At 40.3% G+C, this 12,678-nt stretch carries 11 protein-coding genes; 2 read left to right on the forward strand and 9 right to left on the reverse strand.

Translation table 11 applies throughout. The features are described 5' to 3' along the window. Window positions 1–47: 47 nt before the first annotated feature. The gene (gene hdrA2, locus NZ952_01990) at window positions 48–2,477 is read right to left on the reverse strand and encodes a CoB-CoM heterodisulfide reductase HdrA2 (protein MCS7119962.1); all 2,430 of its coding nucleotides are present in this window, start codon (window positions 2,475–2,477) and stop codon (window positions 48–50) included. A 17-nt stretch (window positions 2,478–2,494) separates the two neighbouring features. Continuing rightward, window positions 2,495–3,358: a 4Fe-4S binding protein gene (locus NZ952_01995; GenBank protein ID MCS7119963.1), complete on the reverse strand. Its 864-nt coding sequence runs from the start codon at window positions 3,356–3,358 to the stop codon at window positions 2,495–2,497. A gap of 130 nt (window positions 3,359–3,488) precedes the next feature. On the opposite strand from NZ952_01995, the gene NZ952_02000 reads away from it, so the two are divergent. Further along, entirely contained in the window at window positions 3,489–4,238 is a 750-nt protein-coding gene (locus NZ952_02000; protein ID MCS7119964.1) for a ZIP family metal transporter, read from the forward strand. A 346-nt stretch (window positions 4,239–4,584) separates the two neighbouring features. On the opposite strand, the gene NZ952_02005 is transcribed toward NZ952_02000, so the two are convergent. Beyond that, window positions 4,585–5,646 (reverse strand): radical SAM protein, encoded by a 1,062-nt coding sequence (locus tag NZ952_02005; protein MCS7119965.1) that lies wholly within the window; start codon window positions 5,644–5,646, stop codon window positions 4,585–4,587. An 85-nt stretch (window positions 5,647–5,731) separates the two neighbouring features. Here NZ952_02005 and NZ952_02010 point away from each other — a divergent pair, with 85 nt between their 5' ends. Continuing rightward, window positions 5,732–7,117 carry a glycerate kinase gene (locus tag NZ952_02010; GenBank protein ID MCS7119966.1) on the forward strand — a complete coding sequence of 462 codons (1,386 nt, stop codon included), beginning with the start codon at window positions 5,732–5,734 and terminating at the stop codon, window positions 7,115–7,117. A 47-nt stretch (window positions 7,118–7,164) separates the two neighbouring features. On the opposite strand, the gene NZ952_02015 is transcribed toward NZ952_02010, so the two are convergent. The 6 genes from NZ952_02015 to NZ952_02040 form a co-directional block, all read right to left on the reverse strand. Further along, window positions 7,165–7,644 carry a hypothetical protein gene (locus NZ952_02015; protein MCS7119967.1) on the reverse strand — a complete coding sequence of 160 codons (480 nt, stop codon included), beginning with the start codon at window positions 7,642–7,644 and terminating at the stop codon, window positions 7,165–7,167. A 3-nt stretch (window positions 7,645–7,647) separates the two neighbouring features. Beyond that, window positions 7,648–8,301 carry a hypothetical protein gene (locus NZ952_02020; protein ID MCS7119968.1) on the reverse strand — a complete coding sequence of 218 codons (654 nt, stop codon included), beginning with the start codon at window positions 8,299–8,301 and terminating at the stop codon, window positions 7,648–7,650. Window positions 8,302–9,014: 713 nt separating this feature from the next. Then, on the reverse strand, window positions 9,015–9,755 hold the full coding sequence (locus NZ952_02025) for a sulfite exporter TauE/SafE family protein (protein MCS7119969.1): 741 nt from the start codon (window positions 9,753–9,755) through the stop codon (window positions 9,015–9,017). Between the two features lie 1,192 nt (window positions 9,756–10,947). Further along, window positions 10,948–11,400 (reverse strand): Holliday junction resolvase Hjc, encoded by a 453-nt coding sequence (gene hjc, locus NZ952_02030; GenBank protein ID MCS7119970.1) that lies wholly within the window; start codon window positions 11,398–11,400, stop codon window positions 10,948–10,950. Between the two features lie 17 nt (window positions 11,401–11,417). Beyond that, the gene (locus NZ952_02035; GenBank protein MCS7119971.1) at window positions 11,418–11,714 is read right to left on the reverse strand and encodes a hypothetical protein; all 297 of its coding nucleotides are present in this window, start codon (window positions 11,712–11,714) and stop codon (window positions 11,418–11,420) included. A gap of 234 nt (window positions 11,715–11,948) precedes the next feature. Then, window positions 11,949–12,641, reverse strand: a complete 693-nt coding sequence (locus NZ952_02040) for a hypothetical protein (GenBank protein ID MCS7119972.1) — start codon at window positions 12,639–12,641, stop codon at window positions 11,949–11,951. Window positions 12,642–12,678: the final 37 nt, after the last annotated feature.

Raw genomic sequence — 12,678 nt, forward strand, 5'->3', positions numbered from 1 at the left:
GTGCTTAAAAATATTTTTGCATGCTTTAATAGCCGCAACAAATTTGTTTAGGTCATCGTACCTTTTCGGGAAAAGATTTGATCTATATACGTCTTCAGCCTCTCATTTTCAGACTTAATCCTTTCTATGCCCAGTTCTTTCATCTTTTCATACATCTCTTTTACTGTCTCTGCGAACTTTATACCCTCCGCAGCGGATATAAATTCCACTCTAAATCTATCAGGTGTCAGCCCCATTTTTTCAAGCGTCTTACCCAGCGCCTCCATGCGTGCCTTCATCTTCCAGTTTCCGTCAATGTAGTGGCAATCGTATGGGAGGTGGCATGCACCAATGAGCACCATACCTGCCCCCCTTCTAAAGGCTTCTAGAACAAAGTCCCTATCTACTCTTCCAGAGCACATAACCTTAATAATTCTAATATTTGTTGGATACTCGAAGCGGCTTGTTCCCGCAAGATCTGCTCCAGCATAAGCACACCAATTGCAACAGAAACCTATGATTTTGCTCTCAGGATCATTCTCCAAGGCGGCTTCAATCTGCGCAAATATTTGCGCATCTGTAAAATGCATTTGCGTTATTGCATCGGAGGGACACTCTGCAACACAAGTTCCACATCCATGACACATGGCAACCCTCACTTCGGCTGGTTTTCCAATTTCAACTTTTATTGCACCGTAGGGACACTTGGTTGCACAAACACCACATTTGACCCTAACATTCCTGCATTTCTCCGAATCGACAATGGCGACTATAGGCTCTATCTTAACTTTTGGCTTAGAGAGTATGGTAGCAGCTCTCGCAGCTGCCGCGCTGCCCTGAGAGACACTGTATGGTATATCCTTTGGACCTTGGCAGGCACCTGCGAGGAATATGCCGTCAACTGGGGTGTCAATCGGCTTTAGCTTTGGATGGCTTTCCATAAAGAAACCATCCGTTCCACGGGTCAAATTAAGAATCTTTGAAATCTGCTCTGCATCTCTTCTTGGGATAGCAGCAGTTGCTAGGACTACCATTTCAGCTTCTAATCTTACCTGTTCGCCTAGAAGCGTATCTTCGGCATGGATTATGAGATTCTTGCTTACAGGAATCTCCTCAACCCTTGAAACTCTTCCCCTAATAAAGTTAACCCCCATTTCCCTTGCCCTAGAATAAAACTCTTCATATCCCTTAAAGTTGGTTCTCATGTCGATATAGAAAACGAATACTTCAACGTCTCTTCCATAGTGTTCTTTGAGCTGAACAACATGCTTAAGAGTATACATACAGCAGAACCCTGAACAGTAGGAGTGGAGGTTTACATCTCTGGAACCTACACATTGTATGAACGCGACTGTTTTCGGCCTTTTCCCATCTGAAGCTCGGATAACATGGCCGCCAGTTGGTCCAGCTGCTAGGATTAATCTCTCAAACTCGAGGCTTGTAATTACGTTATCATATTCCCCATATCCATAAATGTTCCATTTACTTGGTAGGTATATATCATAGCCAGTTGCCACAATTATTGTTCCGACCTCTAATTCGATCTCCTCAGCCTCTTGGCTAAAGTCAATAGCCTTCCGAGGTCCACAGGCATCTACACACTTGTAACATTCTATGCAATAGTCCCTGTTGATTCGATAGATTAAAGGAACGGCTTGATCGAATGGGACAGAAATGGCTTTTCTTACCCCTAGATTCGCATCCCACTCGTTAGGATATTCAATTGGACATACATCTCGACACTCACCGCAACCAGTGCAATTCTCTTCAATAACATAACGTGGATTCTTTCTGATCTTAACCCTGAAATTTCCTATATAACCATCAACATTGATAACTTCCGCGAAGGTAATCAGTTCAATATTTGGATGGCGTGAAACATCTACCATCCTAGGCCCTTCGATACATATTGAACAGTCCAACGTTGGAAACGTCTTATCAAGCTGAGCCATGTGCCCACCTATACTCTCGCCTTTTTCAACAAGATAAACCTTAAAACCCATCTCTGCAAGGTCCAACGCTGCATTCATACCTGCTATGCCGCCGCCAATTACTAGGGCCCTATTTATCACGGGAACCTCCATTGGCGCCAGAGGCTCGAGGAGCCTAGCCTTAGCAACAGCCATCTTCACGATCTCCTTTGCCTTCTCAGTCGCTTCATCGGGAGCGCTTTGATGGCACCAAGAGCATTGTTCACGGATGTTAGCCATCTCAAGAAGGTATGGATTCAAACCGGCTTCAGCAATTGTTCGGCGGAATGTAAATTCATGCATCCTTGGCGAGCATGCTGCAACGACCACTCGATTCAAATTGTGTTCTCTTATTGCCTTACGGATCTCATCTTGGCCAGGGTCAGAACATGTGTAGCGGTTGTCGGTTGCAAATACAACTCCTTTAAGTTTTCGCGCATACTCAGTTACAGCTTGGACGTCAACCACTCCAGCTATATTTAGTCCACAATGACAAACAAAAACCCCTATTCTCAAATCATTTTCCATCAATCTCACCTGATAAACTACTGCAATCTGTCAACTGAATCGCGAGCTTTGGCCGTGAGCCTACTGTACAATTTTTTTGCCATGATTTTCGGCGATGTTAGTTTTTCTAATGCCTTATTCCACGCGCCTGAGTGGACATCTGTGCTGCAAACGAATGTTCTTGAGAACTCTAATGCACTATCGACCGGACAAACAACCTTACATGCTCCGCAATAGATGCAAAAGGTCTGATCTACTTCTACTTTTCCATTATTTAAAACTTGTAATACATTTGGGATTGGACAAACATCTGCGCAATCGTGGCATCCTTCTTTGCATCTCTCCATATTGATCCGGATGGATCCATAGAAGATTTTCTTCACGGTTATGGCATTGTAAGGACATGCTATTTCGCATAGGCGGCATGCTGGACAATGTTCCTTATCAATGAAGACCTCTATCTTTCCTTTCTCTTCATCAAATTTGACCTCTATGAGGTTGAATGGACATGCCTTTACACATATGTCGCAATCTCTTGGGCACTTGCCATCTATAACCTCAATATGACGTATTATTTTCGGAAAAGCCTCTTTTTCAATAACCGGAATCGTCTCCATCTCATTAATTTTAAGCTTGAATGCGCCACGGGGGCATATTGCGCTACATATCCCGCAGTAGTTGCATCTGTTTTCATCAATATCAATAACTGAACATCCTAGTTTCGCGTTATGAGCTCGTGAAGGTATAACGATTTTTATCGCCTCTTTTGGACAAACCGTTTGACAAATATCACATCCAATGCACTTATCTCTGTCAAGACTAAGTGAAAAACGCTTTACGTAAGTGGCTCGCCAAACCATCAAATATTTATCAACCACAGTCTTGAATGCTTGTGCCCGCATGATTGATGACCTCGCGGCGGAAATGTCCGTTAAGATCCCTTAAACGTTACTGTTAATATTCAAGTCCTCAATAATAATATTATCAAAAAATATGCGATATTCATCACGTGCTAATAGGGCGGATTTGCTTATGTCAGTTTGGCTGTACGGTGTTTCCAGCTCTATTCTTGTTAGTCTGCTCTCTTTAGTTGGCATACTCTATTTTTTGATAAGCGAAGAGAATCTTAAGAATATTATTTTATATCTAGTTAGTTTTTCGGCCGGAGGTTTATTTGGAGATGCATTTATACATATTATTCCGGAGTTAGGGGAGCATAGTGGTTTTACTCCAGATACATCCATCTTCATTCTACTTGGCATAGTTTCATCATTTATAGTTGAAAAATTCTTCCAATGGAGACACTGTCACATTCCGACGTCTGAGGAGCACCCTCACTCCTTTGCGTATGTGAACCTTTTTGGCGACTCTGTTCATAATTTTATTGACGGTTTGATTATTGGTGGTAGCTATATGATGGGCACTTCTGTTGGTGTGGCAACTACGTTAGCTGTTATGTTCCATGAGATTCCACAGGAAATGGGAGACTTTGGGGTCCTCATCTATGGAGGTTTCACCAAGAAGAAAGCTGTTATGTTCAATTTACTAACAGCCTTCACGGCACTTATCGGTACAATAGCAGCGCTGATGATGGGGACAATGATTAATAGTTTCACCTCTTATTTGATGCCATTCGCGGCCGGCTCATTCATTTATATTGCCGGTTCAGATTTGATTCCAGAAATAAGAAAGGAGGAGCCCAATCTGCTGAAGTCTACTACTCAGCTGTTATCCCTTACATTAGGTATACTTGTTATTTTCTCACTTAGCTTTCTGGAGTGATCGTTTTCAGTAACTTATGATTTTTGCATTTGCAGAAAAGATTGGTCGAATTATTAAACCGAAAATCGAGAATAAAAGTTTTTAAAATCAAGATTCAGATATAGATGAAAAATTGAACCTAAAACAGTACCTGCAGCATTCTAAGCATCTTAGATAGGCCGCTATGGAAATGTTAGAGACATTAAATTTCGGTTCTCACCAAAAAATTGACATACAATTTTTATCGTCGTCTCTATGAATATTTTTTTGATCTGAAAATAAGCCTAATTTACCTTTCTTTTCACCAGATAATGAAAAGGGTCAATTTATTGCCCATTATTGAATGGACGGCGTGAGCACAGGATGGTTAGACTTGCCTCCTAACTTTATATCCTCTAATAGGTATCTCTACCCCACACTTCGGACACTTCTTCTGCTGAGTAATATTATACTTGATGATGCTGGGGCCATAACGCTTGATCAGGGTTTCGCCACAATTAGGACAATAGGTGTTTTCGTACTTATGTCCAGTTACATTTCCAATGTATGGAAATAGAACCCCAATCTTCTTAGCCATACAGTATGCCTTTTCAAGTGTACGAACGCTAGTTGCAGGTTCATAAAATTTGTAGGCTGGAAAATATCGAGTAAAATGTAAAGGAGTTTCCGGACCGGCCTCCTTTATATGTTTCTCAATCAGCCATCTCATGCATTCATCATCGTCATTAACTCTCGGGATCACTAAATTAACAACCTCTACATGAATTCCCATACGCTTAGCTTCCCTAATATTTCTCCAAACTTTCTCAACCTCTACACCACCACAGTATCGCTCATATGTTTCCTTGTCTCCTTTGACATCCACCTTCAGCCCATCCATACCCGACTGACGCAGCATTTCCAGGGCTTCTAAGGTCATGTAACCGTTTGAAACATAACAACAATATAGTCCAGCTAAGGATCCTAACTTGAATAATTCAACATTCCAGTCGCTCAATAAAGTTGGCTCTTGGAAACTTGAACAAAGACCATTTGAACCATAGCGAAAGGCGAGACCCAAGACTTCATCAACCGAGATATATCTATAGTTTGAGATATCCGGGAACTTCTTTGAGATATCCCAGTTCTGGCACCAAGGACAATTAAAATTGCAGGACCACGTCGAAAATGTGAGTGCAGTAGACCCCGGCCAGTAATGAAAGAAAGGCTTTATTTCAATCGGTCTATTCTCAATTGCACTTATGTTACCATAGACTAATGTTAGTAATTTTCCATCGACATTTATACGTGTTCCACAATAGCCTTTCTCATAATTTATAATTTCACATCTTCTCTCACAAAGTATGCAGCGTACCCTTTCATCACTAAGTTTCTCATATAATATAGACTCATAAACTATTGGATAACAAATTAAGCCTCTAGGGTTCATCTATGCTTGATCTGCCCTTAGAAGAGAATATAAATTCTCGCCATTTATCCTTATCTATGGATCTTTAGGTTGGTGGCGGAGCAGATTGACTATAATAATAAAGAATAAGATGGAATTGCTTAGTAATGCAGAGACGAGTTATATTCGAAGGGCTAGAGAGATTATTTTGGATGTTATTGAAAAATCCCTTAATTCTGTAGACCCAAGAACCATAATAAAATCCAAGGTCTTGCTAAAAGACAACAGACTCATAATCAACGATAAAATCTTCAATCTAGATGAGTTTGACAAGATATTTGTTGTTGGAGGAGGAAAAGCAAGTGGAAGCATGGCTAAAGCGCTAGAGGAGATTCTCGGGTCAAGGATAGAAGATGGAGTGATAGTTGTTCCACGCGGAGAATCGCAGAGATATAAGATGCATAGAATCCGAGTCGTAGAGGGTAGTCACCCGATCCCGGATGAAAGAAGCGTAGCAAGCGCCAAAGAGATTTTGAATTTGGCGGGCAGGGTCGGAGAAAAAGATCTTGTTATAGGTCTCATTTCGGGAGGCGGCTCAGCTTTGATGGCGTTACCCTACGATGGGATAACTTTAGGCGATAAGCAAAGAGTTACTGATCTATTGCTTAGATCAGGGGCGACTATCAACGAGATAAACATCATCAGAAAGCATCTTTCAGGGATTAAAGGAGGAAGATTGGCAAAAAGTCTATACCCAGCTACAATATTATGTTTGTTGCTCTCAGATGTGCTTGGTGATCCCTTAGATGTGATAGCATCAGGTCCCACAGTTCCAGATTCATCAACTTTCAGCGATGCGTTAGATATCCTTGAGAGATATGATCTCCTTAGCAAAATTCCTGTGTCAATTAGAGAGCTATTAATGAGCGGGGCCAAAGGCCTTGTTGAGGAGACACCGAAAGCTGATGATCCAGCATTCAAGAAAGTGCATAATGTGGTGATAGGCAATAATAGGTTGGCATGTGAAACCGCAGCCGAAGAGCTGAAGAGTTCGGGGTTTAATACAATGCTGTTAACCTCCCTTTTGGAAGGGGAAGCTAGGCATGTAGGAACAGTTTTCGGTACAGTTGCTAAAGAGATATCCAGATCTGGAAACCCTATCTCTCCACCTGCAGCCATAATAGCTGGGGGAGAAACGACGGTGACTGTTACAGGACAGGGCAAGGGTGGGAGAAATCAGGAGCTTTGCTTAGGAGCTGCACTTAAGATTCAGGGACTTGAGAAAACGGTTTTAGCGTCTGTAAGCACTGATGGAGTCGATGGACCGACAGACTCTGCTGGCGCATTAGTAGACGGGTGGACGATTGCCCGTTCCAAGAGGCTAGGAATGGAGGCTAATGATTACTTAAGGAACAACGATTCATATTCATTCTTTTCGAGATTAGGCGATCTGGTGATGACAGGTCCTACAGGGACGAATGTCAACGATATTACTATACTCCTTGTCATATAAAAATAATAAGGATCGGGTTGTTACTCCTTTCCATCCTTCTGCATGTTCTAATCGCTTTCCTCTTCCGTCGGCCAGTTGGCGGCATAACCTCCCAGATATGAGCCCAAAAAGTTACCGCATAGAGGAGCAAGTATAGTGTCCAGTACAGTTGTCATCGTGAAATTGGCGAATGCACCCTCGAAAAATAAAAGTATAATGAAGGCTGAAAAGATGACTACACCCGGAATGATTAGTATAAATTTTAAGTTTTCCTGCACTTTATACCCAGTATAAAACCCGCCACAGAATGAGCCAATTAAGTGAACAAGGCCAAACTGTAGAATCGCAGATGCGATTCGAAACTCCTCTTGAAAGCTTAGGACGCCCAATATCCCCAAACCTGAAAGTGACCAATAAAGGGCGCCTATTCCTCCGGGAGAAAATATTATGCTGTACAGGGTGTAAACAGCAGCAAACCCCAAGCCTCCGCCTATGAGTGCATAGATCAGATCCCACTTTCCAATTTTGCTCGAGTTTGATTCCTTCATTTCTTATCCAACCCTCAATAAGTTTATTATGGCTTGGAAAATTTCATAATCAATCAGCCACCGAGATTCATCTGAAGTGAAGAATATTAGAATTAATTCCCGGTTATGGAGGCATGCTCCAATAAATCTTGTTAAGTTATAATAATTGTTTGTTCCACCTGGCACATTTGTCACAGTAATTATAGAATAAGTGAAGTCGAGATTCGAGACTTTCATGGTGTCATTTTTCTGGAAGATAAGTAAAGAACTATTATTATCCTTTAAGACAGCTGCGTATGTGTCGTTAACGATTTGCATTACAACTGAAGAAGTGTCAGTAAAACTTAAAGTCTCCCATAGGAATCTAGTTGCGTTTTCATCATAAAGTTGTATGCCGAAAAATGTTCCAGTTACCGGATTAAAGGAGACCACGGTGCTAAACGACCCACTCTCATTTTGAAATGCTCCTTTAAATGCAACCCAATTTTTTGGAAACTCAAGGCTCATACGATCTGTTTTAAGATGAAGAAAGTCCGAACGCAAGGTTGACTGATGAGAAGATGCAATTACATACATATATCCATACCCAGTAAGTGATGAAAGACAAACAGAAATCAAGAATATTGCTACAGGCGGTTTACGAATCGCCCTTCTGAGCCAATCGAGGACGAAGCTCATCAAAATCCCACAGGCGTTACCCTCTTCTAATGGCCTATTAATAGATATAAAGGTGACGGTGAAACGATCAAAGCGGAATGTTGATGCTTTTGTATACAATTTACGCTTAATTGGACGATCACTCAGCACCAACTTTAAACAATCTAAATGCTTAAGGTGTTCTTCAGCTATGAAAAATGCTTATCCAATTAATGATGTCCATACATTTAAGTAATTTAAGATGCAATGGTATTACCGTTATTAAAAATGCTCGTTTTAACATCACTGAGCATACAATCACAAAATGTTATTGCTGACATGACTAACCTTTATAGCCGTCGAAGATCTATCGACAATAGGTTTTCCCACCTAGAAAAATGTTGTATTTAAAGAAAGTGAATAACCTCTCACTTATCGCTATGCAGAAGATTGCGGCCAAATCACATATTATTCTTTTTAATAGCATACTTTGGCAGGCTGAATAAACTATACTGGTATGGACAAAAATACCGTCTTTTATTATGATAAGAGATTCCTTTGAATATATTTTCGGTCACAAAAATTGTCCAAAATATTTAGAAAAAACCAGAACTAACCTCCTTTCGGCTTTTCAGCGAATTCAGATCACGGAGGCTTCCTAAGAAATGGACTTTCGCATCTTTGGACACTAGTTTCGACCAAATTGGGTTGAAGTATACAAGAGCATCAACATTATTCTCTGCGAATGTGCCATTTTAGATCAGTAGATTTATCGCAGCCAAGGCAGCGAGAACTTGTACAATAATTCTGAACTCACTTTCAGGTATCTTTTTTAAAAGCAGTATGCCTGTAATAGCGCCAGCCGCAACCGCTGGGAAGATCATGAAGTCAAGATGCAGAGTCTCAAGAGTGATTAGTCCCAAGCTTACACTGAACGGAAACTTGAACCAGTTCAGTATGAAGAAGAACCAAGCGCTCGTCCCGACGAATTCGGTCTTCGGTATCTTCATTGTTAAAAGATAAATCGTGAATATTGTTCCGGCAGCGTTAGCCATCATGGTTGTTACGCCAGCAGCGATTCCTAACCCAGCAGCAAACCACATCTTTTGAGGAATTGAATCTTCACTCTTCCTATTCCTTTCAAACCAAAAATTTGACATAAGGATGATCAAGATTATTGCGCCGATTATTGGCTTCAGTTGAGCGTCACTAATCATTCCCATTGCTACATATCCTATCACAACGCCAACTGAGGTCCAAGGCAAGAGTTTAAGGAGATGATGCCAAATTGCATTTTTCCGATAATAGATAACTGCGAACACATCGGCAAGCATGAGTAACGGCAGAACTATCCCGGTTGAAGCCTTAGCTGGAAAGTATTCGGCCATGAGGGGTATGAACAATATGCTCAGCCCAGGGATCCCAGTTTTTGTCAACCCGATGGAGACAGCTGTCATGATAATTATAACCCATTGAAGCCAGCTTAGAGCGGGCAACAACCCCACCACCGTAAGATAATTCATCAATAAAATTGTCCATCATGTTCCTTGAACATTCGCTCCTCTCACAATTTTGTTTTGTTTATTTTAAAGCGCATTGTGATTGCAACATTGTCCAAATTAAAGGTTTCCATGCACCATCATATGCTTCAACAGAATTTTCTAGGGAAAGCTTGAAAGAACTTAACTATTTGTTGATTGAAATATGCAAAAGGAGCCTACATTTCTCTTCCTAATATTTCTTATTTCACTTCACCCCTTTTATCTATGTAATCTATCAATTACTGGTTCTGCATCATAATTATTTAGATAAGATCAAGATATCAAAAGCCATAGGCTATGTGATATGACATTACAATGAGGATCTCGGCTTAATTTTTGAAAGCGAAAAGTAGGGGACCGCTTTTTAAATGAATATTTTCTTGAACTTGGGAAATTAACATTTCAAAACGTTTTCTAACTCTATAGTGACAATTACTTTGCATATTAGCTCTTCAACCTTTTTATGCTAATTATTCTTTAAGGACAAAACAAAAGCTTAATAGTTTTGGCTTGAAAAGCAATTTATATGAAGTTGTACCAGGTGAAAAATTCGATACTGTCAGACATGGAAACATTATTTATCTGGGCAATTTTTCGGGCAATTATTTTACTATGATTCATAATGGATCTGTCTTTACAGACTTTGAGGAATATACGGATTTATGCCTATACTACTCTCTTAACAACTTCTTTAAAGGAAATCTCTCTGAAGATGAAAAATATTTTTTTGAATGCTTACAACGCGTTTGATGGAAAGGGGCTAAGGGATAAAGCCTTTAATGAGGAAACTCTTTATGCTAACTATAAGTTAGCTCTCTTATTGTATGTTGCCAAGGTCATAAGATTTGAAACACCAGATTTCCATGAAATAGGAAAATATCCTCTGGTCTAAACAGCAAGAAAATAGCGGAATAATCAGCCATTCGAATATAGATAGCGAGCCTGTAGGATCAGCAAATTGTGAAACAACAAGCCTAACCTTGCTATTGTATAATATGGATTTGATAGATCGTCTCGCGAAGAAGCATTAGCTAGACCATATTAATCATCACCACAATTGCAAGTGGTCATCAAACTGGAACATATTCTGATTATCGTTACAATATCGAGCATTTTTCATTCATCCTCCTAAGGAAAAATTTAGATTCTATATGCGATCTAATCTTATGTTGCTGCTCTCATCGCATTTGATCACATAATCGGCAACCTCATTAACCTGTTTAAATACCCACCTATATGGAAACTTTCCAGCCAAGATGGCAAATCTATCCTCATAGGCATCGAACATCTCCAAGAATCTAAATAGCTTGTCAACTTGGTCCTTCTTGAAGTAGACGCGTTCAGCGTTTAGGGCTTTAACCTCAAAGGCAAGAAGACTTTTTCCTCTTACTGCAAAGACATCAGGCAAAGGTTCCTTGCTCGGAGAAGAAACTGGAACTCTAACAGATTGAAAACCAAGAGCACGCAGCTTCCTAACTAATTCTCTTTCTGCATGGTAGCCTCTTTTTCTTATTCTCTTTATCTCCTTAACGGTGAGTATTCTACCCTTACGCCCACGCAGTCCACCCTTAGCCTTCAAAGCTAAATCTCTAAGAGACATGCGAATCTCTCGCTTATCTAACTCTCTTCCAGAGGTCTTATTGCAAGCCTTATTAGATCTTGAAGCCAATCTGAGAAATACTTCGCATTTGCATATTTCTGATATTTCTTCCTATATGGGACCTTTGAGATCATATGCATCTCGAGCATTTTGCGAATATAGTATTTCGCAGTTGACCTCGGTATGTTGGATTCCTTTGCAAGATCCCCGCTAGTAAAAACGTCCTCCAACCTTGAATAGGCCTTTATGACTTCCGAGGGGAACGGCATGGATATATTAACTATCTTTATTAGATCTTTGCTCAAATTAGCCATTATTCAAGCCTCTTTTAGGTCTAAAAAGATAGCCGAAATCCTTTATAAAAATTCTTATCACACAGAACAACATTACCATATTAAGCGATTATTGTTTTCGACGAGTCAGATAAGGGTGATCGTGGAAATAAGAGGCAAATTTGCGGATAAATCAGTTTTCAAGGAGTAAGCTAAATTATGAAATGTAGCATACAGGACAGAAAATAAAACCATAATTATGCGAAGTTTGGTAAATTAATTCTTGTTTAAATTGGTCATTTTATTCGACCAAAAATTTTTATGATAATATGCGACTTCTTGGATTCTAGCTGGCAACTCAACCAGTAGGCTGCGAAACTGGAGGATCGGAACAATCGGGCAGCCCATATGAAATTTATTTGCAGCAGGCAATAGTGATAATACAATTGGCATGAAGTAAGCTTCTTTCCATCCATGTAATCCAATTTTCTCTATAAGGAGAGGTGAAGCCTCTGCTAGAGCTTTTGTTCGTTCAATCTGGAATTCGGCTGCCTTTAAGCTGGAAGATCCTCTCCACCCTCTTTTCCAATGCTTACAATCCGCCGAGACTACGAATGGTTTCTTTATTCCTAGCAGGTCTATTTCCCATCTTCTCCCCAACCAATTGAACCTAAAGTGTTTTGTCACATTAAAGTTGTTTGCTTCAAACTCAAGAACAGCAAAGTCTTCGAACTCTTCCCACGTTAGAAATTTACATGTTCTCTCAATATCTGCCCCCAACTCCAGAGCCCTTAAAGCAATTAACAATCTTTGCTGAGAATTTGCAATTAAGATCTCACCGTCAAACTTCCACAATCCCTTATCTAAATTAGACTTGATGATCTCTCTTACCAGGCTTTCAAGGATCTCTGACTCTCCCAAGAGATCATCGATTCGAAAAACGTTCTTTCCCATCTTTAGTATACTCAATAATAGTTCGCGTTCTATATACATGCTTAAAACGATC

Source organism: Candidatus Bathyarchaeota archaeon, assembly GCA_025059045.1.
GTDB lineage: Archaea > Thermoproteota > Bathyarchaeia > Bathyarchaeales > DTEX01 > JANXEA01.